The following is a 25,817-nucleotide window of genomic DNA, read 5'->3' as shown; positions in this document are numbered from 1 at the left end:
GTGGGCGGCCTGTGGGGCCGCCGCGTCCAGCCCGGCGAGACGGTCACCGGCGACCAGCGCCTGCTGTGGTGGCAGTACACCGGACATCTCACCTTCGACGTCAACTGGGATGACGAAGTCGTGACCTACAACCACAACTGGCCCATCTACATTCACAGCTACTGCGGTCCGCCCGGCTCGCGGCATTCGGCAGTGGGTGCCACGAGCGACAAGGTCCACCGGGCTGGTCACCGCGATACGTTGCGGGCAGTCGACGGCGACTGGAGTGGACATGAGACGTGTCAGCGCGGTGCTCGGTGCGATCCTTCTCGTTCTGGCGGCGGCTGTCGCCCCGGCCGAGGCCTCCCACGGCCGGGGCGGCGGCCCGCTCGGCCCCTTCACGAACCTCGTGGTCATCTACCAGGAGAACCACAGCTTCGACAACCTGTACGCGGGCTGGGGACGCGTCGGTGCCCAGTGGGTCGACGGGCGCGGCGCACCCGGGTACGCCCGCCGCAGCGCCCAGGTCCGTCAGGACGGCACCGCCTACCGATGCCTCTACCAGAACGACCCCAGCCTCGCGACGCCACCGCTCGACGCCGCCTGCGGCACCGACACGGCGAGCAACGGGTTCTCGTACGCGAGCCACTTCGCGAACCGGCCGTTCTCCATCAACGACTACCTCACCCCGGAGAGTCGAACCTGTCCCGGTGGCACCCCCGGCGGCTGCACCCGTGACCTGGTGCATCGGTTCTACCAGGAGCAGTACCAGCTCGACGGTGGGCGGATGGACCGCTACAGCACGGGCAGTGACGCGACCGGGCTCACCCAGGGCTACTACGACACCCGCCAGCTGCCCGTCTACCAGTACCTGCACGGCGCCGGAGCGCCCCACTACGTGGTCGCGGACCGCTTCTTCCAGGCGGCGTTCGGCGGGTCGTTCCTCAACCACCAGTACCTCGTGGCCGCCCAGGCTCCGCCGTGGCCGGGTGCGCCCGCCACCGCCCACTCCGTCGTCGACGCCGAGGGCTTCCCGAACCCGAACCCGCCCGCCGCCGGCACCGGCGTCCGGGCGTACCCCCTGCACAGCAGCGACCCGGCGCTGAACGACGGACCCGTCACGCAGGCCTGCCCCGGCCGTTCCGGCTTCGCGTGCGGTGACTACGCGGTGAACACCGTGCAGCCGTCCAGCCCGCCCTCCGCGGGCGGCGCGAACACGCTGCCGCTGGTCAACAACGTCGACCCGGGGGCGCCGAACTACCGTCGCACGATCGGCGACGAGCTGTCCGAGCGGAACGTCAGCTGGGCCTGGTACGCCGGCGGATGGAACGACGCGGCCGCCGGGCATCCCGGCCCGCTGTTCCAGTACCACCACCAGCCCTTCAACTACTTCGCCCGGTACGCGCCCGGGTACGTCGACCCGCGCACCGGCGAGCACCCCCGTGACCACCTCCAGGACGAGACCGCGTTCTTCGCCGCCGCCCGTCAGGGCCGGCTACCGGCGGTCAGCTTCGTCAAGCCGTACGGGGCGGAGAACGAGCATCCCGGCTACGCCAGCACCGACAACGGCGAGCGGCACCTCGTCGACCTGCTGAACGCTGTCATGAACGGTCCGCAGGCCGCCCGGACGCTGGTCGTGGTGACCTACGACGAGTTCGGCGGCCAGTGGGACCACGTCGTCCCACCCGGTCAGGGCCGGCGCGCCACGCCCGGCCCGTCCGACGAGTACGGGCCCGGCACCCGCATCCCCGCCCTGCTGATCTCCCGGTCGCTGCGCCGGTCCGGGGTCGACCACACGCCCTACGACACGACCTCGATCCTGCGGACCATCGAGCAGCAGTACGGCCTGGCGCCCCTCGACACCCGCTTCGGCCGCGACGCCCGCGTCCACGACCTGGGACCCGCGCTCCGCATCGGTGGGCTGGGGCGCCACTGAGCCCCCGCCCAGCCGATGCGTAACCGTCAACACCGCTGGTCGTGGGCGGGCAGGAGCCCGTCGGTGAGGAACACGACGGCGTGACGGTCGGCGCACGAGCCGTTACCGAGCACACCGTGGCCGCCCGCATCGACGGTGATCTGCACGGCTCCCGGGCCGAGGGCGCGACGCATGCCGCCGGTGGACGGGCTGGCCGGGTCGCGCAGGTTCTGGACGATCAGCGTGTTGCGGGGGCCGCCCGGGGTGACGCGCACGGCAGGTTCGACCGGTGGGCGGTGCCAGAACGCACACGGCCAGATGTTGGCGGGCATCCCGTCGGTGGCCGGCCACCGCCGCCGGTCGTCGCGGACCGCATCGCGGTAGCGCCGCACGTCCCGGGGCCACGTCACGTCGCCGCAGACGACGCCGTAGAGCGCGGCCGTGGCATTGTCCGCGGGAACAGCGGGATCCACGGTCTCCGGTGGAGCCGGGGGCAGGGCCGAAGGATCGAGCCACTGCCGGACGGTGGGAAGCCAATCGTCGTGGTACAGCGCGCGGAAGGTCTCGGCGCGCACCACCGCACCGGTGACCACGACGCCGTCCGCGCGAGTCACGGGTTCACGGTCGAGTCCCGCGGCCACACGGAGGTAGCGGCGGCGGACGGCGGCGGGTGTGGCGCCGAGCCCGAGGTCGGCGTGGCGGGCGGCGGCCCAGGCGGTGAGGTCGTCGAGCCGACGGTCGGCGGCTCGGCTCATGGTGCGGTACTGGTCGTACCAGACCCGGGCGGGGTCGATTGCGCTGTCGAGAACCATCCGGTCGACGCGGTTCCCGAAGAGCTGGCGATAGACGGCACCGAGGTAGGTGCCGTAGGACCATCCGAGGTAGGAGATGCGCCGCTCGCCGAGGGCGGCACGGATACGGTCCATGTCGCGGGCCGTGTTCGCCGTGGTGACGTGGGGCATCTGCGGGCCGCCATGGCGTGCGCAGGCGGCAGCGGTGGTGCGGGCGTAGGCGACGTTGCGGGCGATCGAGCCGTCGGGGCCGGGGTACGGATAAATGAGATCGTCGCTGGGAAGCGCGCTGCCGCCGCAGGTGACCGGGGTGCTGTGTCCGACGCCGCGCGGGTCGAACCCGATGAGGTCGTAGCGGTCCAGGAGCTGTGGGGGCAACTGGTGGGCGAGCGCCGCGGGCAGAAGCAGCCCGGCTTGCCCGGGGCCGCCAGGGTTGGTTATCAGCACGCCACGCCGCAGCTGCGGGTTGCCGGCGGGGAGGCGGGAGATGGTGAGGGTGGTCTGCCGGCCGTGGGGGCGGCTGTAATCCGTCGGTACCCGCAACGTCGCGCAGCGCAGCTCCGCCGGAGCCGCCGGCGACGGGCAGCTGCCCCATCGCAGGGCGGTCGACGGCGGCCCGGTGGGCCGAGCGGCGCTCGACGGGGACGCGGAGACGGGGGCGAGCAGGACGGTGGCGGTCAGAAGAGCGACAAGGGGTCGCACGAGTCTCTCCGTTCGAGGGTGCCGGATCAGTCGGTGTCGTCGAGGTAGAACAGCTCGTCGACCCGGGTGTGCAGGGCGCGAGCCAGCTTGAGGGCGAGCACGGTGGACGGGATGAACTTGCCGGTCTCGACGGTGTTGATGGTCTTGCGGGTGACCCCGACCAGCTCGGCGAGCTGCTCCTGGGTGAGGTCGTGGCGCGCCCGCTCGACCCGGATGTGGTTGCGCAGCGGATGCGCGGGTTCAGCGGCCATCAGGCATCCCGGTTCAGCCACCACCGGGTGGCTCCGTAGACGGTGAGTGCGGCGGCGACGGTCAGCTTGGCCTGCGCCACTGAGGGCACGGAGACGTGGAAGAAGAAGGGCAGCTGCACGGCGAGTGTGCCCAGCAGAGCGGCGGTGCTTGAGCGCAGGTGGGTCTCCCGGGTGCGCTCGTCCTCCACCACCGCACGCAGGCTGCGCAGACGCAGCCACGCCGCACCGGCCACCGCCAGCGCGAGCACGGCGACGCATACCGCGACGCCGTTGACGACGTCGAGCGGCAGGGGCCATGCCCCGCCCCGGATGTCCTGGACGGCACCGATGACCAGGGTCACCGCCCCGGCCGTGCCCCACAGGAACACCGCGGTGTCGAACACCCGGTGTGCGCGACGCCTCGGATCCATCACCATCGCTGCGAACATGCCCTGCCCACCCCTTCGCAAAGGAACCTTGACTACTCTTGAAGTAACCCAGAGGTTACACAGGTCGCCAAGCCCCGTCAATGGATGCCGGTGGCGTGCGTCACCTCGATCACGCTCGGATTGAACCGCCGGTGAGCTGCGCACCGTATGACGGCACACGGTTCCCTGGGCGGAAGAAGGCTTCCATGACGGTCGACAGCATCCACGCCATCACCCCCATCGCCGACGAGTTCGTCGCGGTGGTGCGCACCCACGGTGAGTACCGGCTCGTGCTGGACACCCATGTGTGTGCCGGAGCCCGGTTGTTCACCATCAGAGGCGACGTGACCCGCACGCCGACCCGGTACTCCCTGCAGGTGGGCCGGGACACCCACATCGACATGCCGGACGGCTACGACCCCGAGCAGGTCCTGGACCGCTTCTTCTGGCGCTTCACCAACCACAGCTGCGAGCCGAACGCGGTGGTACGCGGCCGCGAGTTCGTCGCCCTCCACTGCATCGAACCGTGGAGCCAGATCACGTTCAACTACAACACCACCGAGTTCGACATGGCGGAGCCCTTCGACTGCCGCTGCGGCTCGCCGCAGTGCGAGGGCGTGATCCGGGGTTACCGCTGGCTGTCCCCCGAAGCCAGGCAACGGGTCGCGCCGCTGCTCGCCGACCATCTCCGAGGCGACCGGTCGCCCGTCGACGCGGCCGAGGTCTGACAGTGTCGGTGACCGCATCGCCTCGGGCGCCCGTCGGCGAACGCCCCGCGGCGCTGCACGACTTCTTCGCTCGAGCGGCCCGCCGCTTCCCCGACGCGATAGCCGTCGACGTGCCGCCGGCGCCCGGGCGTCCGCACCGGCGCCGGCTGACCTACGCGGAGCTCGACCAGGAGTCGGCCGTGGTGGCGAGCGTCATGTGCGGCCTGACGTGGCGCGGTATCGCGATGATCCTGCTGCCGCGGACGACCGACCGGTTGTACGTCGCGCAGCTCGGCGTCCTCAAGGCCGGCTGGGCGTACGTGTGCGTGGACCCGTCCTTCCCCGACGGCCAGCTGGCGCAGATCCTGGCCGATTCGGCCGCCACCGTGCTGCTCACCGACGCGGAAGGCGCCCGCCGGGCGGCCGACGTGGGCTACCTCGGTGCGACCGTCCGGATGGACCAGCCCCTCGCGTTCGCCGGCAGCGTGCCGCCGATCGAGCCCGAGCCGGACGACCTGGCGTACCTGATCTACACCTCCGGCACCACGGGACGGCCGAAGGGGGTGATGATCCCCCACCGGGCGATCAGCAACCTGGTGGAGGGGGACATCGCCGAGTTCGGGCTCGGACCCGGCGACCGGGTGGCGCAGGGTTCGTCGCCCGCCTACGACTCCTCCGTGGAGGAGGTGTGGCTGGCGCTGTCCGCCGGCGGCACCGTCGTCGTCCTCGACGAGCAGACCGCGCGGCTGGGGCCCGATCTGGTCGGCTGGCTGCGTACCGAACGCATCACCGTGCTGTGCCCACCGCCCACCCTGCTGCGCGCGACCGGCTGCAGCGATCCGGGTCGCGAGCTTCCCGAGCTGCGCTTGCTGTACGTCGGCGGCGAGGCGCTGCCGGAGGACGTCGCCGAGCGGTGGGCCCCGGGGCGCCGCATGGTGAACGGTTACGGGCCGACCGAGTGCACGGTGACCTGCGTCCGCGAGGACATCGTGCCGGGCCGGCCGGTGGCGATCGGACGCCCGGTGCCGGGGACCGTCGCCTACGTCCTCGACGAGCAGCTGCAACCGGTGCCGCCGGGGGAAGGCGGCGAACTGTGCATGGGCGGGGCCGGGCTGGCGCTGGGCTATCGCAACCAGCCCGACGAGACCCGCGCCAAGTTCGTCGAGCACCCCACGTTCGGCCGGCTCTACCGGACCGGCGACCTGGTGTCGGCGGCGCCCGACGGCACGCTCTTCTACCACGGGCGCATCGACACCCAGGTGAAGCTGCGCGGCTACCGGGTCGAGCTGGAGGCGATCGAGGCGTGCCTGGTGCGCTGTCCCGGCGTCCGCGAGGCCGCCTGCCGGGTCGAGGGCACCGGCGCCGGCGAGGCCCTCACCGCCCACGTGGTTCCGGCCGATCCGGCGTCCCTACCCGATCCGGACGACCTGAAGGCCCGCTTGCAGGCCGCGCTGCCGGCGTACATGGTGCCGTCGTTCTTCGCCCTGGCTCACGAGCTGCCCCGGAGTGCGGGCGGCAAGCTGAGACGCGACGACCTGCCGCCGGTGGTCGCCGCCGCGGGGCCGCGGACGCCGGTGGCCGCGACCGATGCGCCGGCCGATCCCGTCCAGCGGACGATCGTGACGGCGTTGCACGAGGTGCTCGGCTCCCCCTCGGTCGACCCGGAGGCCGACTTCTTCGACGATCTCGGCGGCAGCTCGCTGCAGGCCGCCATGCTCGTGTCCGCACTGCGAAGCCATCCGGTCACCGCCGGGCTGACCGTGCGAGACGTGTACGAGTGCCGCACGGTGGCGGCGCTGGCCCGGCGTACGGGTGCGGGCGTGGCCGACCCCGCACCGGTAGCCGCACCGGTCGACCGGCCGCTGCCCCGCCGGGCGCTCGCCACCACCCTGCAGTGCGGCTGGCTGCTGATCGAGCTGATGATCGCGGCGCCGCTGGCGTACTGGGGTGTGATGGTCGCGGGGCCGTGGTTGGCCGGCCGGGTGGGGCTGGCGCTGATGCCGGTTCTGCTCGCCCTCGCCGGGGCGGTGCTGAGGCCGCTGACGGCTCCGGTGTCCGTGGCGGTGGCGGTCACCGCGAAACGCCTGCTCGTCGGGCGGTTCCGGCCGGGTCGGTGGCCGGCCTGGGGCGGCATGTACGTGCGGCTGTGGATCCTGCAGCACCTCACCCGCTTCGTTCCGTGGAACACGCTGGCCGGCACCGAGTTCCAGAACGCGGCGCTGCGCCGGCTGGGCGCCCAGATCGGCCGGCGCGTGCACATCTCCCGCGGCGTCGACGTCCACCGTGGTGGCTGGGACCTGCTGCGCATCGGTGACGACGTGAGCGTCGGGCCGGACGCCGCCCTGCGCCTGGTCGACCTGTCCGACGGCCAGGTGGTCGTCGGGCCGGTGGTTCTGGAGGACGGCGCGACCCTGGAGGTACGGGCCGGGATGGACCCTGGCAGCCGGATGCAGAGGGGCGCGGTGCTGCGCGAGCTGTCCTCGCTGCGGTCGGGCGACTCCGCCGGGCCCGCGGAGGTGTGGGACGGCGTCCCGGCCCGCCCGGTGGGCGTTGCGGCGCCGCCGCCGGCTCTGACCGACCGCGGCAGGCAGCTCTCGCCGTACTGGCACGCGGTCGCCACCGTCCTGTGCCGCTCCCTGGTGACGCTGCTGCTCGAGCTGCCGTTCATGGTGGTCGCCATCAAGCTGATCACCACGTGGGACCTCACGTACGAACGCGTCCTGGCGATCAGCGCCCACCCGCTCGCCAACCTGGGGTTCCTCGTCGGCGTGGCCGCGTTGAGCTGTTTGGCCCTGGTCGTGTCGGTGTGCCTGGAGGCCCTGGCCGTCCGCGCGCTGGGTCCCGTCCGGGAGGGAGTGATCAGCCGCTGGGGCCTGGCCTACCTGCGCGTGATGCTCAAGACGGAGCTGGTCACCTCGGCCGGCGACTGGCTCAGCGGGGGCCTGTTCTGGCCGGTGTGGCTGCGCTGGGCCGGGATGAGCGTGGGCCGCGGCTGCGAGATCAGCACGATCACCAACGTCGTGCCCGAGCTGGTCAAGATCGGAGCCGGCACGTTCTTCGCGGACGGCATCTACCTGGGCGGCCCCCGGGTCCGGTACGGCACCGTGGCCCTGGCGGAGCTCCGGCTCGGGCGCAACACGTTCCTGGGCAACCACGCCGTGGTCCCGGCCGGGCAGCGGCTGCCACCCGACATCCTCGTGGGCGTGTGCACGGTCGCCGACGCCGCGACGATCGGCCGGGGCACGTCGTGGTTCGGGCACCCGGCGTTCGAGCTGCCCCGCCGGGAGGTCGTCGAGCTCGACCGCTCGCTCACCCACGACCCGCCCCGGATCCGGGTCGTCAACCGGATGTTCTGGGAATGGCTTCGCTTCGCGCTGCCCGTCGTGCCGCTCGCCGCGCTGGTGTCCTGGCTCGCCGCCGTGCAGGCGGCGGCCGGCGGCCTCGGCCCGGAGGCGCTCGTGCTGGTCGCCCTGCCGGCGATCACCGTGGCCGTGGAGGTCGCCCTCGCCCTCCTCGTGCTCGGCCTGAAGTGGGCGCTGCTCGGCCGGGTGCGGCCGGGCGTGCACGCCCTCTGGTCATGCTGGAGCAGCCGGTGGGACTTCCTCTACGTGGCCTGGGGGTTCATCGCCGGACCGGTGTTGTCGGCGCTCGAGGGCACCACGTTGCTGCAGGGCTACCTGCGCGCCATGGGCATGCGCATCGGCCGCGGCGTCCTGCTCGGCGACGGGTTCGCGCAGGTGGTCGACCCTGACATGCTCGAGATCCAGGACGGCGCGACCGTCAACGCCATGTTCCAGGCGCACACGTTCGAGGACCGGGTCCTCAAGATCGACCGTGTCCGGGTCGGCCGGCACGCGACCCTCGCGGATGCCACGGTGCCGCTCTACGGAGCCGACATCGGCGCCGGAGCCTACGTGGCGGCGCACAGCGTGGTGATGAAGCGGGAACGCCTCCTCCCCGGCCTGCGGTACGAGGGCGTGCCCACCACGGCCGGCCCTGTCGACGCGGGTTAGCTGCCGGCGAAGGCGGGGCGGCCGCGCTGCCGCAGGTATTCGCGGAGGTCGGCGATGGGCGCGGGCCGGGCGAAGTGGTATCCCTGGGCGAGGTTGCAGTCGAGGGCCCGCAGACGCTCGGCCTGGGCCGCCGTCTCGACCGCCTCGGCGATCGTGACGAGGTCGAGGCTGTGGCTGAGCTCCACGATCGCGCGGACGAAGGCGGTCTCGCGGGGACCGCCGTCGTCGATCTGCTGGGCCGTGAAGGACCCGTCCATCTTGAGGATGTCGACCGGCAGCTCCCTGAGGTACGCCAGCGACGAGTAGCCGGTGCCGAAGTCGTCGATGGCGATGCGCACCCGGTGCTCGCGCAGTTCCTGGAGCTGTGCCGTGACCGTGGCGGCGTCCGTGACGGAGGTGACCAGGACGGTCTCGGTGATCTCGACGATCAGGGCCTCCCCGGGCACCGAGCAGCTGGTCAGCAGGGTCAGCAGGCGTGAGGCGAACAGCGGGTCCCGAAGCTGGTGGGCGGAGACGTTGACGGTGATGGGGATCCGGTGTTGCGGCCACAACTCGCGCAGGTCGGAGCACACCTGGCGGAGGACCCAGTCGCCGATGGCGGTGATGGCGCCGCTCTGTTCGGCCAGCGGGATGAAATCGGCCGGGGACACGCGGGTGCCGTCGGGGCGGGTCCAGCGCAACAGCGCCTCCGCGGCCGCCACGTCGCCCGTGGCCAGCTCGACGATCGGCTGGTAGTGCACCTCGAAGCCGCCGTTCTCGATGGCGTCGTGCATCTGGGCCACGAGCTCGGTGTTGGCCAGCCGTTCCGCATGCAGGGCGGGGTCGAAGACCGAGACCTGGTCGCCGCCACGCGTACGCGCCACCCGGAGCGCCAGGTCGGCGTCGCGCAGGGCCGCGGAGCCCTGCCGCCCGGCCGGTACGGCGACCGCCCCGATGCTGGCGGTGAAACGGCGGGCGGTCAGACCCCGCACCCGGTACGGGCGCCGCACGGCGGCCAGGATGCGGTGAGCCAGGTCGCTCCCGTCAAGGTCGTCTCCCGCGTCGGCGAACACGGCGAACTCGTCGGCGCCCAGCCGGACGACGGTGGCGTTGCTGGGCACCTCCGCGCGGATCCGGTCGCCGGTCTCCACCAGGAGGGCGTCGCCGCAATGATGGCCGAAGGTGTCGTTGAAATCCCGGAAACCGTCGAGGTCGGCGAGCAGGAGCACCCGGTCGTGGCGACTCGCCCGCTCCAGATGGTCCTGCAGCATCACCCGGCTGCCGAGGCCGGTCAGCGGGTCGAGCTGGGTGCGACGGTTGAGCAACCCGGCCAGCTGCGACAGCCGGACGATCAGGAGCACGGACATCGCGGTGCCGAGGATCTCCAGCACGATCAGCCGGGGCGACCGGCTTCCGGGCAGGGAGGAGAGACTGACGACGCTGAGCGCGCTGACACCCGCGGTCAGTGACACGTAGGTCGTCAGTCGCCGCCACGACGCCGGTGACGGGTTACCGGGCACGCTCCCCGTGCTGCGCGCCATCGAGGGGTGCAGGGCCGCGCCACCGATGAGCAGGTACGAGCCCAGCCACCCGAGCGCGGTGAGCGTGTCACGGCTCTCTCCGGCCGTCAGCAGCGCGTAGTAGGTGGTGTCGGTGACCACCAGGAGTCCGGCCGCGGCGACCATGAGCCGGTAGGCGGGCGTGCGTACCCGGGAGATCACCACCACCCTGACGCTCAGCACCAGGATCAGCAGGTCCATGCAGACGTAGCTCAGATAGCTGCCCAGGCGCAGACCGGTGAAGCGGCCGTCGAACAGCATCGGGGCGACCACCAGGGTCCACAGCACGGCGCTGCCGCCGAGCGCCACGATCCCCGCGTCCACCACACCGCTGCGCTGCTCGGCGGGGCGCACCCACCGGTACACGCTCGACGCGATCAGCACCAGCGTGGCCGCGTAGCAGGCGTCACCGAACGAGGGGAACCGGGGAACACCGGACGGGTCCATCACCAGGGCCCAGCCGACGTTCGCGAGCAGCGACATGGCGACCGCACCGGCCAGCAGCCACCAGGGCGCCGGCCAGACCGGCCGGTGCCGGCGAACCCCCGCTACCACGGCCACGACGACCGAGGCCGCTACTGCCATGTACACCCAGACCCGTACGCCCGGAGGCAGGATCGCGCCGCCGCCGAGCGCCACGGCGCCGGTGGTGAGATACCAGCGGTGGAGCCCACCGCGCACCCGGTGGGCAGAAGCTCGGTCGCGCGAGGGCACGTAGTCCCGATCGGCACGCCCGGGCAGGACATGAGTTCCTCAGACGACGATCACCAGGTCCGCACGCTGCTGACCACGTCGTTCGCGTTGACGGACACGCCGTTCTGCGGGTTGTACAGCTGCTCGTTGCTCAGGTTGCCGCCGTGGGCGTTCGGGTGCACGGTCGCGTACGCACCCTGGTATCCCGCGTGTTCCCAGATCTGGAAGTCGGCGTTCGTGTTGTTCCGGTACGAGGTGGCCGCGTCGTGGAACGGCGGGTCCAGCAGCGCCTGTTCCATGCCCACGGCGTACATGATGATGCTGCCCTGGTAATCGGCATCGGTCCACAGACAGAAGAAGCCCGACGGGCAGGCGTTCTCGTCGGCCGAGGCGACGCCGGGAACGGCGGCCACCGCCGCGGCCAGGGCGGCGATACCGGCGAGGGCGGCCATCTTCTTCCGAGCGTGTCGCATAGCGCATCTCCTTGACGAGTCGGGTGTCAGCTCCAACGCGTCGAGGATTGCGGCCGTTCAGCGGGCGGGCACCGGTGGACCTTCGGCGCACCGACGTTTCCCGATCGCACCGCCGTCACGACGGTGCGATCGGGAGGCGGCGATCAGCAGTGCTTCAGGTGCGGGCGGATGGCGGCGGGAACGACGCCGTCGCAGTACTCGGCGGTGCCGCCACCGATCGCCTTCCAGGCTCCGTCCTCGTAGTGGAAGACCACCCGGGCGTCGTCGGCCTTCTCCGGATGGGTCAGGCCGAGCGCGTAGCCCTTGTAGCAGGTGATGCTGGTCAGGGTCTCGGTGGGCATGAGAGCCTCGGCCACCTTGCTGGTCCGGAAGGCCCGCAGCAGCGTCTTCTCCGAGGCCGGGCATCCCTTGTTCGCGACCGGCTCGGCCGTGGAGGACCGCTTGCTGGTGACCGGCGCGGCGGAGGAGGGCGGGGCTTCAACGGTCGGGCTGGTGCTGGCCGGGGCGCCGCTCGCCGACGTCGTGGCCGTCGGCGCCGGTGTGGCGGAGGTGGCGGGCGCGGCCTTGGTGGCGTCGTTGCTCGAGCAGGCCCCGACGGCGAGAACGGCTGCGGCGGCGGCGAGGACGAGCGGCGTACGGGTGTTCACGTATTTCTCCTTGCACGATGACTTTGGCATCCCGACCCGTGATGCGCGGATGCCAGTCAGCATTGCCGATCGCCCGCCGCGGGAGATCACGGAAACGTGCCAACACCGCCCGCCCCGAGTTGCGACCTACCTCGTGGTGCCGAACTGGTAGACGGTGGTCGAGCGGTAGACCTGCCCCGGGCGCAGGACGGTCGACGGGAAGTTCGCGTGGTTCGGCGAGTCCGGGAAGTGCTGGGTCTCGAGCGCCAGGCCGTCGCCCTGGCGGTAGGAGCGGCCACCGGTGCCGTAGAGGGTGCCGTCCAGGAAGTTGCCGCCGTAGAACTGGATGCCCGGCTCGGTCGTGGAGACGCTCAGCGTGCGGCCGCTCGCCGGGTCGGACAGCCGTGCGGCGGATTCCAGCCTCCTGTACGTGGTGTCGCGGCGGTCGAGGACCCAGTTGTGGTCGTAGCCGCGCCCGTACCGGATCTGCGGGAAGGCGCTCCGGTTGCGGGCGCCGACCGCCGTGGGCCGGGTGAAGTCCATCGGCGTGCCGGCCACCGGGTCGATCGCGCCGGTCGGGATCAGCGTCGCGTCGACCGGTGTGTACCTGGAGGCGTGGAGCAGCAGCCGGTGGTCGTCGATCGTGCCGGTGCCCTCGCCGCCGAGGTTCCAGTACGCGTGGTTCGTGAGGTTCACGACCGTCGCCCGGTCCGTGGTGGCCTGATAGTCGATCCGGATGCCCTGGTGGCGGGTGATCGTGTACGTCACCGTGGTGCGCAGCGTGCCCGGATAGCCCTCTTCGCCGTCGCGGCTGACGTAGGTGAGCCGCAGTCCGACGCTGTCCCCGCCGGTCACCGGGGCGGCGTTCCACACCCGCTTGTCGAAGCCCGCGTTGCCGCCGTGCAGCGAGTTCGGCGGGTCGTTGATCGGCAGCTGGTAGGTCCGCCCGTCCAGGCTGAAGCGGCCGTTCGCGATCCGGTTGCCGTAGCGGCCGATCAGGGCTCCGAAGTAGGCCGGGTTCTTCGACGTCACGTACCCGTCGAGGGTGGCGAAGCCCAGGGTGACGTTGGCGGTGCGGCCGTGCCGGTCGGGCACCTCGACGGTCTGCAGGATGCCGCCGTAGGTCAGGATCCGCACCCGGAGCCTGCCGTTGGTAAGCGTGTAGCGGTCGACGGCCCGGCCGCTGACGCTGCCGAACGCCTCCTTGGTGATGGTGGGCCTGCCGCCAGCCTGTGACGACGAGGCGCCGGCGAGTCCCAGGCCCGCCCCGAGAAGCAGCACCATTCCGGCGCGTGCGAGCGCTCTGATGGCGCGGTCGGCACTGTGGATCGGCGTCATGTCTCCCTCGTTCCCTGTGTGTGCAGCGAGCGCGGTCCGGACCACGGGTACGTCGCCGACCATAAGCCGTCAGATAGATCGAAGCCAATACCGAAGTTAACGCACACATTGCGTGTTTCGCGGCTACAGACGAACACTTTGTTATCGCTAACATGACGCCCTTGTCATGATCGCTACCATCGGCGCGTGTTGATCGTGAGTTCTGACGACCTGCCCGGCTACCGGATCGACGCGGTGCTCGGGGAGGTGTTCGGCGTCACCGTGCGGGCCCAGACCTGGGGCGCCGGGATGGCCGCGGGCATCCGGGCGCTCGGCGGGGGCGAGGTGCCGGAGATGACCCAGCTGATGGTGCAGAGCCGCAACGAGGCCATGGGCCGGATGGTCTGGCAGGCCCGGCAGCGCGGCGCCAACGCCATCGTCGCGTACCGGTTCGACAACGGCGAGATCGGTCAGGCGTGGAGCGAGGTCTGCGCGTACGGCACCGCCGTCTGGGTCACTCCCCTCTCCGAGCATGCGAAGAGCCAGTACGAGGCGATGACCCGGGCCGGCGGCCTGCCGCACCAGCTGCCGACGAACCCGGCTGGACCCGGCTGAGGATCGAAGTTATGTTAGTCGCTAACAACTGTTAGTCGCTAACACCTGGAGGCGGCGATGCCGGTCCTCATCGTCGGCGCGGGGCCCACCGGCCTGGTAATCACCTGCGGCCTGTTGGAGGCGGGCGTACCGGTCCGGCTCATCGACGCCGCGCCCGGCCCGGCCACCACCTCTCGGGCGCTCGGCCTGCAGCCCCGCGGCGTCGAGGTGCTCGACCGTCTCGGCGCGCTCGCGGACCTGCCCGAACGCGGCCTGCCGATGCGCGCGGTGGTGATCCACGTCGACGGCGTGGAGATCACCCGGCTGCGGGTCGGCGGGCGGACGAAGCTGGTGACCCGGCCCGGCATGGTGATGTCGCAGGCCGAGATCGAGGGCGCGCTGCGCCGCAGGCTGGCCGAGCTCGGCGGCCGGGTCGAATGGGACACCCCCCTGACCGACCTGCCCGCGACCGGCTGGGTGGTCGGCTGCGACGGCGCGCACAGCCGGGTCCGCAAGGCCGCCGGCATCGGCTTCCCCGGCGTACCTCTGATCGAGCGGTTCATCGTCGCCGACCTGCACGCCGACCTGCCGCTGCCGCGCGACGCGGTGAGCACCTGGCTGGCGGGCGACCGGATGTTCGCCCTCTTCCCGCTGCCCGGCGGCGACCTGTGGCGGGTCCTCACCCCGGAGCCGGACGGCACCACGGAGGACAGGGACCCCGCGGCGCTGGTGACCGCCCTGTTGCCGGAGCGGACCGGCCTCCCCGCCGCCGCGATCACCCGCTTCACCTGGACGTCCCGCTTCCGCATCCACCGCCGGCTCGCCGACACCTACCGGTCGGGACGGGTGCTGCTGGCCGGCGACGCCGCGCACATCCACAGCCCGATGGGCGGCCAGGGCATGAACACCGGGATGGGTGACGCCGAGAACCTGGCGTGGAAGCTCGCGCTGGTCGAACGGGGACGTGCCGGCGAGGCGCTGCTGGACACGTACGAGGCGGAGCGCCGGCCGATCGCCGCCGAGGTGCTCGGCAACACCAGCTCGATGACCCGGGTGATGCTGGGCCGGACCCGTCCCGAGCGGCTGTTCCGCGATCATGTGGTGGTGCCGCTGATGAACCGCCCGTTCGTGCAGCGCCTCATCACCGAGGCCTCCTCGCAACTGCTCGTCTCCTACCGACGAGGACCGCTCGGGTCGGCGTACCCCCGGATCGGCCGTCGCCCCCACGACGGTGACCGGATCGCCGACCTGGCGTGCACCCGCCCCGACGGGTCGCAGACCCGGCTGCACGCCGAGCTGCAGGGCCGGTGGGCGGTGCTGACAACCGACGACCGCGCTGCCCGCGTCGCCCGGCAGCACCTGGGTGACACCGCCGTCGTCACGCTGCACTGCAAAGACCTGAACCAGACCCATCTGGTACGCCCGGACGGGCACCTCGCGTGCCGTGGCAGCGCCGACCGCCTCGACACCTGGCTCACCCGGGCCCTGACCACCGGAGCCGCGGCATGACCGGACTGCGCGAACGCAAGAAGGCGGAGACCCGGCGGCGCATCCAGCAGCACGCCTTGCATCTCTTCAGGACCAAGGGGTACGAGGCCACGACGGTCGAGGAGATCGCGGCCGCCGCCGGCGTCTCGCACATGACGTTCTTCCGGTACTTCCCGAGCAAGCACGCGGTCGTGGAGAACGACGACTACGACCCGGTGATCGCCGAGCTCATCCGGTCCCGGCCGGCCTCCGAGGACCCGCTCACCGCGATCCGTCGCGCCCTCGCCGGCGCCCTGCGAGCGATGCCGGACGCCGAACTGGCGACCGTCCTGGCCCGCGCACGGCTCATCCTCGGCGAACCGGCACTGAGAGCCCGGCAGATCGAGTCGCAGCGCACGACCCGCGAGCTGTTCGCGGCGGCGATCGCCGACCGGGGCGACGCGCCACCGGCGTTCGAGCGTCAGGTCCTGGCCGCCGCCGCGCTCAGCACGCTCGCCGTGGCGATCGACGAATGGGCGGCGCACGACGGCGCCGAGAACCTGGCCGACCTCGTCGACCGCGCCTTCGCGGCGCTGTCTGCGGTCAGGCCTGGTTGACGGGGAGCACCACCAGCCGGCTCAGGTTCACGTGTCGCGGCCGGCTCGTCACATAGGCGATGAGGTCCGCCACGTCCTCGGCCGACAGTGCGTCGATGACCTCGAACATGGCGGCCAGCTGCCGGGAGAGCGCGGCGTTGTCGAGGTGCTCGCCGAGCTCGGTGCGGGTGAGGCCGGGCTCGATCGCGGTCACCCGGACCCGCTGCGGCCCGAACTCGGTGCGCACCGACTCCGACAGCATGCTCAGGGCCGCCTTGGTGGCGCTGTAGACCGCGTAGTCGGGAAACGCCAGATGGGCGCCGATGGACGAGACGTTCACCAGGTCCGCCGGGCGCCCCTGCGCGGCCGCGCCGAGCAGCCCCGGACCGAAGGCGCGCATGACGTGCAGGGCGCCGGTGAGGTTGGTGTCGATCATGCGAGCCCACTCGTCGGTACGGCCGGCGCCGATCGGGTTGGGCAGCATGACGCCGGCCGCGTTGACCACGATGTCGGCCGGGCCGAACGCGTCGTGGACGGCCGCGGCGGCGGCATCGACGGCGGCGGGGTCGGTGACGTCGGTGATGATCGCCAGTCCCCTGCCGTCCAGCTGCCGGGCCAGCTCGGTGAGACGGTGCCCACGCCGGCCCAGCAGGGCGACGCGGGCACCGTCGGCGGCGAGACGACGGGCGGTGGCGGCTCCGATTCCGCTGGCGGCTCCGGTGACCACGGCGATGCGGGATTCACTCATGCCCCGACTGTCCGCACCGTGCGGCGCGATACCCAGGGTCACGGTTTACCGTGGGTCCGGCAGGACCAGGCTGGGGCGGACCGCATGCGGCACACTGAGGCGCATGGACATCGGCGAGTTCCTGCGCTCCCGGCGCGCCCGCGTGTCGCCGGCCCAGCTGGGACTGGTCAGCCATGGCCGGCGCCGGGTGCCCGGCCTGCGCCGCGAAGAGCTCGCCCAGGCCGCCGGGGTGAGCGTCGACTACTACGTACGGCTGGAGCAGGGCCGTGGCCGGGCGGTCTCCGACGCCGTGCTCGACGCGATCAGTCGCGTCCTGCGCCTCGACGACGCCGAACGTGAGCACCTGCGCAACCTGGCACGGCCGGCCCCGGCGTCGAAGCGTCCCGAACCCCGGCCCGTGCGCCCGGGTTTGCAACGCCTGCTGGACGCCATGACCGACGTGCCCGCCTTCGTGCTCGGCCGCCGGATGGACATCGTCGCGTGGAACGTTCTGGCCGACGCCCTCTACGGCATCTCCGAGTGGCCGGCTTCCGAGCGCAACGCCGCCCGCCACGCGTTCCTCTCCCCCACCGGCCGCGCCTTCTATCCGGACTTCGAGACCGTCGCCGCCGAGACGGTCGCCTACCTGCGCCTGGACGCCGGCCGGCACCCCGGGGACAAGCGGCTGGCCACGCTGATCGGCGAGCTGTCGATCAGGGACGAGACCTTCCGCCGGCTCTGGACCTCCCACGACGTGCGGGAGAAGACGTACGGCGCCAAGCGCATCCACCACCCCGTCGTCGGCGATCTCGACCTCACCTACGAGACGCTGCAACCTCCCGGCGAGCCCGGCCTGCTGCTCGTGACGTACACCTGCGAACCGGGCTCACCCACCCAGGACCGTCTCCGCCTGCTGGCCAGCTGGACCGCGACAGTCCCACCGACCAGCGCCGCGCCGGACCGGGTCGAAAAGTAGGAGAGTCTGCGCTACCGTCCGTCCATCTCGCACGGAGGAGCGGACATGGCGAACTGGTTCCGGCGCGGCATGGCAGCAGCGGGCGCCGCGGTGGCAGGTGTCCTGGTCCTCGCGGGCCCGGCAGCGGCCGCCCCGCCTCCGGCGCAGGTCGACGAGCGGCTGCTCCTCTACAACCACGAGGGCCAGGCGCCCGTCGCGCCCGGGGGCAGCGTCACGTTCGTCATGACGGCGGCCGGCATCCCGGAGCATGTGCCGCAGCACCGCACCGTCGTGCTGGAGCTTCCGGAGGGCGTCACCTTCCGCGCCGCCGACAACGAGCACGCCGCAGGGCCCTGCGTACCGGACGCCACCAGGCGCAAGGTCACCTGCACGACCCAGGACCCGGTCGACGAGGCGCCGGCGACCAACGCCGCCTGGTGGGTCACCACCGACTTCGCCGACGATCTGCCGCTCGGCGAGTACGTCACCGCCAAGGCCACGTTGAGCACGGAGCTCCGGGATCCGGACCCGTCCAACAATGTGTCCTCGACCGAGGTGTTCGTCACGACGAGCGGGAACATGTCCGTCACGATCAGCGCCCCGCCCGGGCCGTGGCCGGTGGGCTCGTCGTTCGACGCGACGTTCCGCGTGCACAACGACGGCCCGTACCGCTCCCCCGCGGACATGCGCACGGTGGTCGGCCCGGACAGCTTGAGCTACACAGGCTGGCCGAAAAACTGCCTTGGCGACCCCGGCGCCATGTACTGCACGACCCCGGTCGTCGAGGCCGGGGAGACGTACAGCTTCACGGTTCGGTTCAAGGTCACCGAGTTCGAGGAGGACCCGATCCTGCTGGGCCCGGAGATCTACCCGACCGCCCCCGACACGAACCCCGCCGACAACAAGGCGACGTACCGGGCGGACATCATCAAGGCGCCGACGTCCCCGTCGCCCTCGGCCACGCCGTCACCGACGCCGACCGACCACGGCGGCGCCGCCGGCGGCGAGGAGCCCACCTTGCCGATCACCGGTGCACCGGCCGGCCCGCTCGCCCTGACCGGGCTGGGCCTGCTCGTCGCGGGTGCGGGCGCCGTGGTCGTGTCGCGTCGTCGGCGCGTCTGAGGTCAGGCGACGAAGCGGGCGCCGCGACGGCGGGCGGCCAGCAGGCCCGCCACACCGGCACCGAGCACGAGCAGGCCCAGACCACCGATCCACCCGGCCGTCGGGCCGGTGACCGGCAGCCGCCTCCGGCCGCCGACGACGCGGACCTCGCTGGTGCCGGTGACCGGGCCGACCCCCTCGGCGGAGAACGTGATGGTCACCGTCCCGGTGTCGCCGGCCTCGGCGGTCTTTGCGGCTCTCACCACTACGGGCAGGTACTGCTCGATCGTCTCCCCCTCGAACGAGAGCTCCCGCGGATCGGAGCAGACGACCCGGGTCCTGGACGGCCTGACACAGTCGCCGCCGCCCTGCCCGCTCGGCGCGATCCGGACCCCGGCGACCCCGCTGAGGTCGTAGGTGACCTTCGCACCCGTCAGCTTTCTCGGGCCCGCCGTGGACCAGACGTTCGGGCCCAGCAGATCGACTGCGGTGCCGCCCACGGGCACCTCGATGTCCGGGAAGGCGACCGAGATCGGGCCGGAGTGCTGGACGCCTCCGGCTCGGGCCGGGCCCGCCACGGTGACGAGGACGCCGGCCACGGCCAGCACGGCCGTCAGGCGGCGCGCGTACGGGTGCTGCATCGCCCGGGTCTCCCTACCGACAGTGAATCAGGCTGACGCAGCGTAACCACTGTCGCCGGGGTCCCCGCGTCTGACACGCGAGCCCATATGACGAAGTCGGTATGGGGCCGAGGGCCGGTCGTTCTTCCATACTGCGTCACATGACCGGAGTCGCGTCACACCGGCGGGCCGCAGCGCTCACGATGCCGGCCCTGCTGGGACTGCTCGCCCTGGTCCTCCCGCTGTTCCGCGGCCCCGCCGGGATGCAGCCCACGGCCGCGACCACCATGACCGTCGCGCAGGCGATCAGCAGCCAGAGCGGCACCGGAACCGTCCGCGGCTACATCGTCGGGCAGCCGACCGCGTCGAGCACGGTCCTCTTCGGCGACTTCACCGCCGACACCGCCCTGGCGATCGCCGACAGCGCCGGGGAGCGCAGCACGAGCAGGATGCTGTACGTCCAGATCACCAGTGGCTACCGGGCGACGTTCGGGCTGCAGAGCAACCCGGGCCGGATCGGAGCCCTGCTCACCGTGACCGGCTCGCTCACGGCGTACTTCTCCCACCCCGGCCTCAAGTCGCCCACCGCGATGACCGGCCCCGCCGGCGACGACGCCTACTACGCGGCGGCCGCCGGCAAGTCCGGTGCAAGCCTGAAGAGCGCACTGCACGGGATCATCTCGAGCGGGGTGACCACCCTGTCCTACGACGCGGTGTGGAACGCGCTAAAGGTCACCGACCAGGACCCGGCGAACCCGTCCAACGTGATCCTGGTGTACTCGGGAACCAGCCGCTCGAAGTCCCTCAACGGCGGCGACCCGGGCGACTGGAACCGCGAGCACGTCTGGGCCAAGTCCCACGGCGACTTCGGCACCGGCAACGGCCCCGGCACGGACCTGCACCACCTGCGCCCCGAGGACGTCCACGTCAACAGCGAACGCGACAACAAGGACTTCGACGCCGGCGGCACCGCGGTCCAGGACGCCCCGGGCAACAGAACGGACGCCGACTCCTGGGAGCCCCGGGCCGCGGTCAAGGGCGACGTCGCCCGGATGATCTTCTACATGGCGGTCCGCTACGAGGGCGGCGACGGCCATCCCGACCTCGAGGTCGACGACGCCACCGGCGGCGGCACGGCACCCCGGCTCGGCCGCGTCTCAGTCTTGCTGCAGTGGAACGCGCAGGATCCGCCGGACGCCTTCGAGAAGAAGCGCAACGAGACGATCTACAGCACCTACCAGCACAACCGGAACCCGTTCATCGACCACCCGGAGTGGGCCGCGTCGGTCTTCGGTCAGGACACGTTCGCCAGGACCTTCTCCAGCGCCCTGGCGACGGTGGCGGACTCGGCGGCGGTCATGCGGGAGGTGAAGTGGCGGCGGATGCCGTCGAGGTAGACGGGGGCGGCCGCGCGCAGGCGGGTGCGGCCGGCATCGGTGATCGTCGCGAAGGCCGACCGCCGGTCATCGGGGTTCGCCTCCCGGGCGACCAGGCCGGCCGCCACCAGCTGGTCGACCACGCGGCTCACCCGGGTGCGGCTGACCACCGCCCGCTGCCCCAGCTCCCCCATGCTGAGCCGGCGGCCGGGCGCCGAGTTCAGCTCCAGCAGGACGTCGTACCAGGTCAAGGGTAGTCCACAGGTCGACTGCAGCTCCCGGTCGAGCTGCGGGACCACCGCGGCGTGGACGCGCAGCAACGCCGCCCAGGCGGCCACATCGGTGTCACTCATCACCCGACCCTACGCCACTCTTGTGCGTGCGCACGCATCGAGGGAACAATGTGCGTGCGCACGCATATGAGTTGAAGGAGACCCGCCATGAGCAAGCTGCTGCACATCTCCGCGTCGCCCCGCGGACCGCGCTCCGAATCACTCGCCATCGCCACCACGTTCCTCGACACGGTGCGCGACACGGACCCCGGCCTGGCGATCGAGGAGTACGACCTGTGGGACGGCACCCTGCCCGCGTTCGGGCCCGACGCCGCGGCCGCCAAGATGGCCGTCTTCGCCGGCGAGGAGCCGCAGGGTGCCGCCGCCCGGGCGTGGACCGCCGCCATCGAGACGTTCCGCCGCTTCGACGCCGCCGACCGCTACCTGTTCAGCGTCCCGATGTGGAACGCCGGTATCCCGTACATCCTCAAGCAGTTCATCGACGTCGTGAGCCAGCCCGGCATGGTGTTCGGGTTCGACCCCGCCACCGGCTACACCGGGCTGCTGCGCGGCAAACGGGCAGCCGTCATCTACACCAGCGCGGTGTACGGGCCGGGCCGCGGCCCCGGCTTCGGCTCCGACTTCCAGGCGCCCTACCTCGAGGACTGGCTGCGCTGGGCCGGCGTCGACGACATCCACACCGTCCACTTCCGCCCGAACCTCGCGACCGCCGACGCCGACGAGGGCCGCCGGCTGGCCCACTCCCGGGCACGGGATCTCGCGAAGACCTTCGCGACGGCTGGCCCGAAAATTTTGCACGCCACCCGGCCGGCCTAGTAAAGATTGTTTACATCGATCGACGACGGTGATTGGATGGCGCCATCACACCAGCCGGCTTGCGAGGTGGCCCATGCTTTCGCGGATTCTCCCCCTGCGGTTCCTCGCGGCAGCGGCCGGTCTCATGACGGCGGCGGCGGGTGTCGCCGTCGCTCCCGCACCCGCCGCGGCGGCCGCTGCGGCGGCGGTCACCGACGGCAACGCCCGGTTCCAGGTCCTCACGCCCACCCTGATCCGCACCGAGTACGCCGGCGACGGCAGCTTCGTCGATGCGACCACCTTCAATGTGCTGAACCGGTCCTTCACGCCGCCGGCGTACACGACCTCGGTCACCGCCGACGGCTACCGGGAGATCCGCACGAGCGCGCTGACCCTGCGGTACAGGCAGAACAGCGGCCCGTTCACCGCCGCCAACCTCAGCGTGACGATCGCATCGACCGGCGCCACCGCGCGACCGTCGTTCCCGTCCTACTGCCCGGCGTCGGCCGCCTGCGAGGGCGAGAACGCCTTGATGACCGGCAACGTGACCCCCGGGTACGACCACCGCTCCTACACCGGCACGGGATTCGCGGCAGGCTTCGAGACCACCGGCAGCGGCCTGCAGTACGACGTCGACGTGCCCAGCGCCGGCACCTGGCGGCTCGCCGTCCGCTACGCCAACGCCGTCGGCTCCGACAACCAGTCGGTGACCCGGTCGCTGACCGCCCACGTCAACGGCGGTACGGGCGCGCGGTTCAGCCTGCCGCCGACCGGCTCCTGGGACACGTGGGCGACCGCGTCGGTCACCGCGAACCTGCGCGCCGGGTCCAACGCGATCTCGATCGTCCAGGACGCCGGCGACTCGGGCCGCGTCAACATCGACAGCATCGCCGTCACACCGGCGTCGGCCACGACGTACCCGGGTCCGGTGAGTACCTTGCGCACGACCGGCTACGGCGCCGGCCCGGACAGCCAGCTGGGCGGCTGGTACCGGTCGCTCGACAACCTCCCCGACGGCCTCCCGGACGCGAGCGCGCTGCACCCCGGCGTGCTCAACCGCGGCGGCTGGTATCTGCTGGACGACACCCGGACCGCCCTGCTGAGCGCGAGCCACACGGTCGGCGACCGGCCCGGCCACGGCGCCCAGCCCTACCAGGACGGCTACTTCTTCGGGTACGGGCAGGACTACAAGCGCGCCCTGAGCGACCTCAACGCGCTGACCGGCGGCGCGAACCTGCTGCCGCAGTCCGCGTACGGGGTGTGGTACTCCCGGTTCTGGGGCTACAGCACCGCCGACTACCAGAACACCCTGCTGCTCGCCTTCCGGAACAATTTCACCCCGATCGACTGGCTGGTCGTGGACACCGACTGGAAGAAGCCGGTGCAGTGGGACGGATGGAACTGGAACACCGACCTGTTCCCCGACCCGCAGGGCTTCCTGACCTGGACCAAGGCCATGAACCTCGACGTCAGCCTCAACATCCATCCGGAGATCGACGCCTCCGACCCGAAGTTCCCGGCGGCGAACGCCTCGGCCGGTGGCCTGCCGGTGCAGAGCGACGGCAGGACCCACTACTTCGACTGGTCGAACCCGGCGCACCTGGCGACCTACCAGAATTTGCACGCACCGTTCGAGCAGCAGGGCGTACGCGCCTGGTGGCTGGACTACTGCGGTGGCTGCGGCTCGTCGATCGCCTCGAACCCGCACGTCGCACCGGACAACCTCATCAACCAGGCGTACGCCGACCACGACACCGCGCGGGGCCTGCGGGGCTTCGCCTTCAGCCGGATCGGCGGCACCGAGCACGGCACGCTCGACGCCACCAACTTCGCCGTCGGACCCTGGTCGGAACGGCGCAACACGCTGGCCTTCACCGGCGACACCTACTCCACCTGGGACACCCTCGCGTACGAGGTGAGGTTCACCGCCGGGGAGGCCGCTGCCGGGCTGTCCAACGTCACCCACGACATCGGCGGCTTCCACGGCAACCACCTCAGCGACGACATGTACGCGCGGTGGGTCCAGTTCGCCACCTTCCAGCCGGTCGACCGGTTGCACTCCGACCACGGCGACCGGCTGCCGTGGAACTACCCCGGTGCGGCTCAGGACAGCGCCCAGAAGTTCCTTCGGCTGCGCGAGGCGCTGGTGCCGTACACGTACACGATGGCCCGGCAGGCGAACCAGACCGGCCTGCCCATCGTGCGGCCCATGTACCTCGAGTATCCCGCCCAGGAGGCGGCCTACAGCGCCTCCGGCGAGTACATGTACGGCGACAGCCTGCTGGTCGCCCCGATCACCTCGCCGAACGACAGCACCGGGACCGGCTCCGCCTCCGTGTGGGTGCCGCCGGGCAGCTGGACCGACTACTTCACCGGCACCACGTACACCGGGCCCGCGACCGTCACGATCACCGCACCGCTCTCCCGCATGCCGGTGCTGGTCAAGTCCGGCGGCCTCGTGCCGGCCCGCACCGACTACGTGCACAGCCAGAAGGACCGCGTCGCCGACAAGCTCACGGTCACCGTGGGCGCCGGGGCGAACGGCTCCTTCGCGCTGTACTCCGACGCCGGCGAGGGCAACGGCTACCAGTCCGGCGCCTTCACCACCAGCCCGCTCTCCTGGGCGGACGCGTCACGTACCTTCACCATCGGCGCCACCACCGGCAGCTACCCCGGCGCCCCCGCCTCACGGGCCTACACGCTGCGAGTCACCAACAGCGGCGCGCCGTCCGCCGTCCTCGTCGACGGCGTCCAGGTCCCCGAGACCGCGTGGGCCTACAACCGCAACAGCCGCACGGTCACCGTCACCACCGCAAGCCTGCCGGCCGCGTCCGCGCACACGGTGGTGCTGAGCGGCTCGGCCACGGACAACCCCACCGCCGGGGAGACCCTCGGCGTCGGCGGGCTCTGCCTCGACGTCCGCGGCGGAGTCGCCGCCGACGGGCAGCCGCTCCAGGTCTACACCTGCAACCACAGCGCCGCGCAGCAGGTGACCTACGCCGCGGACAACACCGTACGGATGCTGGACCGCTGCCTCACCGCCGACGGCACGGGCAACCATGCTTTGGTCTCCACCGCCGCTTGCACCGGCGCAGGCGGGCAGAGCTGGACCCGCCGGGCCGACGGCACGCTGCTCAACCCGGCGTCCGGGCGTTGCCTGGACGTGCCCGACTCGAACCGCACACCGGGGGCCGTCCAACTGCAGCTCTACGACTGTCTCGGTACGGACGGCCAGCACTGGCAGCTGCCGCCCGGCCCGGTCACCGGCCCCGGCGGGCTCTGCCTCGACATCGTCGACGCGGACCCATCGTCGGTCAGCGCGGCGCAGCTCTTCACCTGCAACCGCACGGACGCTCAGCGCTGGTCGACGCCGGGTGACGGCACGGTCCGGGCGTTCGGCAAGTGCCTCGACGTCCGCAACGCCGGCACGGCCAACGGCACACCGGTCCAGCTGTTCGACTGCAACGGCAGCGGGGCGCAGCAATGGACGAGCCGCGGGGACGGCAGCTTGTTCCATCCACAGTCGGGCCGCTGCCTGGACGATCCGGGTAACAAGCAGCAGGCCGGCGACCGGCTGCAGATCTACGACTGCAGCGCCGGGGCCGCCCAGCGTTTCCGCCTCGGGTGATGGTGCGGCCGGCCCGCCGCGCATGCCACCAGTGGCCTGGTCGCCTGCCGGGGAGTGCGGGCACCAGTTGTCCGTCACCGTGCTGAGCCTGCGCGCCCCCGAAGCCCCGGCACCCTTTGGACGACGACAGGCCAGACGACAGCTCCGGTGGAGGAGGTAGCGGCTGATCACGCCGTCTGTCGGCGGCCGGCCGGCGCCTGTCCGGCTGGCCCCCCGAAAGCGCTCGGCACTCAATACACACGCTGCATCCCGG

Annotated in this window: 21 protein-coding genes; 11 read left to right on the top strand and 10 right to left on the bottom strand. The window is 71.8% G+C overall.

The window, feature by feature from the left end; all coding sequences use genetic code 11:
- Positions 1 to 271: 271 nt before the first annotated feature.
- A complete protein-coding gene (gene acpA / locus AB0J80_RS28350; RefSeq protein WP_364710756.1) occupies positions 272 to 1,915 on the top strand; it encodes an acid phosphatase in 1,644 nt (547 codons plus the stop codon).
- Between the two features lie 26 nt (positions 1,916 to 1,941).
- Here acpA and AB0J80_RS28345 read toward each other — a convergent pair whose 3' ends face one another.
- Genes AB0J80_RS28345 through AB0J80_RS28335 form a run of 3 tightly spaced genes read right to left on the bottom strand, consistent with a single transcriptional unit; the run spans position 1,942 to position 4,066 of the window.
- A complete protein-coding gene (locus tag AB0J80_RS28345) occupies positions 1,942 to 3,387 on the bottom strand; it encodes an alpha/beta hydrolase (RefSeq protein WP_364710753.1) in 1,446 nt (481 codons plus the stop codon).
- A gap of 26 nt (positions 3,388 to 3,413) precedes the next feature.
- Positions 3,414 to 3,638 (bottom strand): helix-turn-helix transcriptional regulator, encoded by a 225-nt coding sequence (locus tag AB0J80_RS28340; protein WP_364710751.1) that lies wholly within the window; start codon positions 3,636 to 3,638, stop codon positions 3,414 to 3,416.
- On the bottom strand, positions 3,638 to 4,066 hold the full coding sequence (locus tag AB0J80_RS28335) for a hypothetical protein (protein WP_364710749.1): 429 nt from the start codon (positions 4,064 to 4,066) through the stop codon (positions 3,638 to 3,640). Before AB0J80_RS28335 ends, AB0J80_RS28340 begins: the two co-directional genes overlap by 1 nt.
- A gap of 185 nt (positions 4,067 to 4,251) precedes the next feature.
- On the opposite strand from AB0J80_RS28335, the gene AB0J80_RS28330 reads away from it, so the two are divergent.
- Both AB0J80_RS28330 and AB0J80_RS28325 read left to right on the top strand, forming a co-directional pair.
- Positions 4,252 to 4,773 (top strand): SET domain-containing protein-lysine N-methyltransferase, encoded by a 522-nt coding sequence (locus AB0J80_RS28330; RefSeq protein WP_364710747.1) that lies wholly within the window; start codon positions 4,252 to 4,254, stop codon positions 4,771 to 4,773.
- Positions 4,774 to 4,781: 8 nt separating this feature from the next.
- Positions 4,782 to 8,765, top strand: coding sequence for an amino acid adenylation domain-containing protein (locus tag AB0J80_RS28325; protein ID WP_364710745.1), 3,984 nt, complete (start codon positions 4,782 to 4,784; stop codon positions 8,763 to 8,765).
- Here the strand turns inward: AB0J80_RS28325 and AB0J80_RS28320 are convergent.
- The 4 genes from AB0J80_RS28320 to AB0J80_RS28305 all read right to left on the bottom strand — a co-directional run bounded on the left by AB0J80_RS28320 (position 8,762) and on the right by AB0J80_RS28305 (position 13,433).
- On the bottom strand, positions 8,762 to 10,984 hold the full coding sequence (locus AB0J80_RS28320) for a GGDEF and EAL domain-containing protein (protein ID WP_364710743.1): 2,223 nt from the start codon (positions 10,982 to 10,984) through the stop codon (positions 8,762 to 8,764). The two genes, AB0J80_RS28325 and AB0J80_RS28320, sit on opposite strands and share 4 nt — an antisense overlap.
- Positions 10,985 to 11,067: 83 nt before the next feature.
- Positions 11,068 to 11,469, bottom strand: a complete 402-nt coding sequence (locus tag AB0J80_RS28315) for a peptidase inhibitor family I36 protein (protein WP_364710740.1) — start codon at positions 11,467 to 11,469, stop codon at positions 11,068 to 11,070.
- Positions 11,470 to 11,612: 143 nt separating this feature from the next.
- Positions 11,613 to 12,116 carry a hypothetical protein gene (locus AB0J80_RS28310; protein ID WP_364710738.1) on the bottom strand — a complete coding sequence of 168 codons (504 nt, stop codon included), beginning with the start codon at positions 12,114 to 12,116 and terminating at the stop codon, positions 11,613 to 11,615.
- Between the two features lie 126 nt (positions 12,117 to 12,242).
- A complete protein-coding gene (locus AB0J80_RS28305) occupies positions 12,243 to 13,433 on the bottom strand; it encodes an aldose epimerase family protein (protein WP_364710736.1) in 1,191 nt (396 codons plus the stop codon).
- Between the two features lie 186 nt (positions 13,434 to 13,619).
- On the opposite strand from AB0J80_RS28305, the gene AB0J80_RS28300 reads away from it, so the two are divergent.
- Genes AB0J80_RS28300 through AB0J80_RS28290 form a run of 3 tightly spaced genes read left to right on the top strand, consistent with a single transcriptional unit; the run spans position 13,620 to position 16,090 of the window.
- Positions 13,620 to 14,027 carry a YbjQ family protein gene (locus AB0J80_RS28300; protein ID WP_364710735.1) on the top strand — a complete coding sequence of 136 codons (408 nt, stop codon included), beginning with the start codon at positions 13,620 to 13,622 and terminating at the stop codon, positions 14,025 to 14,027.
- 57 nt (positions 14,028 to 14,084) lie between these two features.
- On the top strand, positions 14,085 to 15,515 hold the full coding sequence (locus tag AB0J80_RS28295; protein WP_364710734.1) for an FAD-dependent monooxygenase: 1,431 nt from the start codon (positions 14,085 to 14,087) through the stop codon (positions 15,513 to 15,515).
- Positions 15,512 to 16,090 carry a TetR family transcriptional regulator gene (locus AB0J80_RS28290; RefSeq protein WP_364710733.1) on the top strand — a complete coding sequence of 193 codons (579 nt, stop codon included), beginning with the start codon at positions 15,512 to 15,514 and terminating at the stop codon, positions 16,088 to 16,090. Before AB0J80_RS28295 ends, AB0J80_RS28290 begins: the two co-directional genes overlap by 4 nt.
- Here AB0J80_RS28290 and AB0J80_RS28285 read toward each other — a convergent pair.
- On the bottom strand, positions 16,077 to 16,817 hold the full coding sequence (locus AB0J80_RS28285; RefSeq protein ID WP_364710731.1) for an SDR family oxidoreductase: 741 nt from the start codon (positions 16,815 to 16,817) through the stop codon (positions 16,077 to 16,079). The two genes, AB0J80_RS28290 and AB0J80_RS28285, sit on opposite strands and share 14 nt — an antisense overlap.
- 103 nt (positions 16,818 to 16,920) lie before the next feature.
- Here AB0J80_RS28285 and AB0J80_RS28280 point away from each other — a divergent pair, with 103 nt between their 5' ends.
- Together AB0J80_RS28280 and AB0J80_RS28275 are read left to right on the top strand one after the other, a co-directional pair.
- Complete coding sequence (locus AB0J80_RS28280) at positions 16,921 to 17,772, top strand: helix-turn-helix transcriptional regulator (RefSeq protein ID WP_364710729.1); 852 nt, start codon at positions 16,921 to 16,923, stop codon at positions 17,770 to 17,772.
- A 45-nt stretch (positions 17,773 to 17,817) separates the two neighbouring features.
- A complete protein-coding gene (locus AB0J80_RS28275; protein WP_364710726.1) occupies positions 17,818 to 18,873 on the top strand; it encodes an LPXTG cell wall anchor domain-containing protein in 1,056 nt (351 codons plus the stop codon).
- Positions 18,874 to 18,875: 2 nt separating this feature from the next.
- Here the strand turns inward: AB0J80_RS28275 and AB0J80_RS28270 are convergent, their stop codons facing one another.
- The gene (locus AB0J80_RS28270; protein ID WP_364710723.1) at positions 18,876 to 19,493 is read right to left on the bottom strand and encodes a hypothetical protein; all 618 of its coding nucleotides are present in this window, start codon (positions 19,491 to 19,493) and stop codon (positions 18,876 to 18,878) included.
- 140 nt (positions 19,494 to 19,633) lie between these two features.
- On the opposite strand from AB0J80_RS28270, the gene AB0J80_RS28265 reads away from it, so the two are divergent.
- Positions 19,634 to 20,869 carry an endonuclease gene (locus tag AB0J80_RS28265; RefSeq protein ID WP_364710721.1) on the top strand — a complete coding sequence of 412 codons (1,236 nt, stop codon included), beginning with the start codon at positions 19,634 to 19,636 and terminating at the stop codon, positions 20,867 to 20,869.
- Here AB0J80_RS28265 and AB0J80_RS28260 read toward each other — a convergent pair.
- Positions 20,767 to 21,201 carry a MarR family transcriptional regulator gene (locus AB0J80_RS28260; RefSeq protein ID WP_364710719.1) on the bottom strand — a complete coding sequence of 145 codons (435 nt, stop codon included), beginning with the start codon at positions 21,199 to 21,201 and terminating at the stop codon, positions 20,767 to 20,769. The genes AB0J80_RS28265 and AB0J80_RS28260 overlap by 103 nt on opposite strands.
- Positions 21,202 to 21,288: 87 nt before the next feature.
- On the opposite strand from AB0J80_RS28260, the gene AB0J80_RS28255 reads away from it, so the two are divergent.
- Positions 21,289 to 21,957 carry an NAD(P)H-dependent oxidoreductase gene (locus AB0J80_RS28255; protein ID WP_364710717.1) on the top strand — a complete coding sequence of 223 codons (669 nt, stop codon included), beginning with the start codon at positions 21,289 to 21,291 and terminating at the stop codon, positions 21,955 to 21,957.
- 73 nt (positions 21,958 to 22,030) lie between these two features.
- A complete protein-coding gene (locus tag AB0J80_RS28250; RefSeq protein WP_364710714.1) occupies positions 22,031 to 25,564 on the top strand; it encodes a ricin-type beta-trefoil lectin domain protein in 3,534 nt (1,177 codons plus the stop codon).
- Positions 25,565 to 25,817 lie beyond the last annotated feature (253 nt).

Origin of the sequence: Actinoplanes sp. NPDC049548 (assembly GCF_040676695.1) — a bacterium.
Taxonomy (GTDB): Bacteria; Actinomycetota; Actinomycetes; order Mycobacteriales; family Micromonosporaceae; genus Actinoplanes.
This window is presented reverse-complemented; position numbering and strand designations above follow the sequence as displayed.

What these genes read in the sequence shown, in the direction of transcription:
- AB0J80_RS28340 (WP_364710751.1), bottom strand. Translation starts at nt 3,638, where the DNA reads ATGGCCGCTGAACCCGCGCATCCGCTGCGCAACCACATCCGGGTCGAG.
- AB0J80_RS28285 (WP_364710731.1), bottom strand. Translation starts at nt 16,817, where the DNA reads ATGAGTGAATCCCGCATCGCCGTGGTCACCGGAGCCGCCAGCGGAATC.
- AB0J80_RS28315 (WP_364710740.1), bottom strand. Translation starts at nt 11,469, where the DNA reads ATGCGACACGCTCGGAAGAAGATGGCCGCCCTCGCCGGTATCGCCGCC.
- AB0J80_RS28280 (WP_364710729.1), top strand. Translation starts at nt 16,921, where the DNA reads ATGGACATCGGCGAGTTCCTGCGCTCCCGGCGCGCCCGCGTGTCGCCG.
- AB0J80_RS28290 (WP_364710733.1), top strand. Translation starts at nt 15,512, where the DNA reads ATGACCGGACTGCGCGAACGCAAGAAGGCGGAGACCCGGCGGCGCATC.
- AB0J80_RS28295 (WP_364710734.1), top strand. Translation starts at nt 14,085, where the DNA reads ATGCCGGTCCTCATCGTCGGCGCGGGGCCCACCGGCCTGGTAATCACC.
- AB0J80_RS28335 (WP_364710749.1), bottom strand. Translation starts at nt 4,066, where the DNA reads ATGTTCGCAGCGATGGTGATGGATCCGAGGCGTCGCGCACACCGGGTG.
- acpA (WP_364710756.1), top strand. Translation starts at nt 272, where the DNA reads ATGAGACGTGTCAGCGCGGTGCTCGGTGCGATCCTTCTCGTTCTGGCG.
- AB0J80_RS28265 (WP_364710721.1), top strand. Translation starts at nt 19,634, where the DNA reads ATGACCGGAGTCGCGTCACACCGGCGGGCCGCAGCGCTCACGATGCCG.
- AB0J80_RS28255 (WP_364710717.1), top strand. Translation starts at nt 21,289, where the DNA reads ATGAGCAAGCTGCTGCACATCTCCGCGTCGCCCCGCGGACCGCGCTCC.
- AB0J80_RS28250 (WP_364710714.1), top strand. Translation starts at nt 22,031, where the DNA reads ATGCTTTCGCGGATTCTCCCCCTGCGGTTCCTCGCGGCAGCGGCCGGT.
- AB0J80_RS28275 (WP_364710726.1), top strand. Translation starts at nt 17,818, where the DNA reads ATGGCGAACTGGTTCCGGCGCGGCATGGCAGCAGCGGGCGCCGCGGTG.
- AB0J80_RS28305 (WP_364710736.1), bottom strand. Translation starts at nt 13,433, where the DNA reads ATGACGCCGATCCACAGTGCCGACCGCGCCATCAGAGCGCTCGCACGC.
- AB0J80_RS28270 (WP_364710723.1), bottom strand. Translation starts at nt 19,493, where the DNA reads ATGCAGCACCCGTACGCGCGCCGCCTGACGGCCGTGCTGGCCGTGGCC.
- AB0J80_RS28330 (WP_364710747.1), top strand. Translation starts at nt 4,252, where the DNA reads ATGACGGTCGACAGCATCCACGCCATCACCCCCATCGCCGACGAGTTC.
- AB0J80_RS28260 (WP_364710719.1), bottom strand. Translation starts at nt 21,201, where the DNA reads ATGAGTGACACCGATGTGGCCGCCTGGGCGGCGTTGCTGCGCGTCCAC.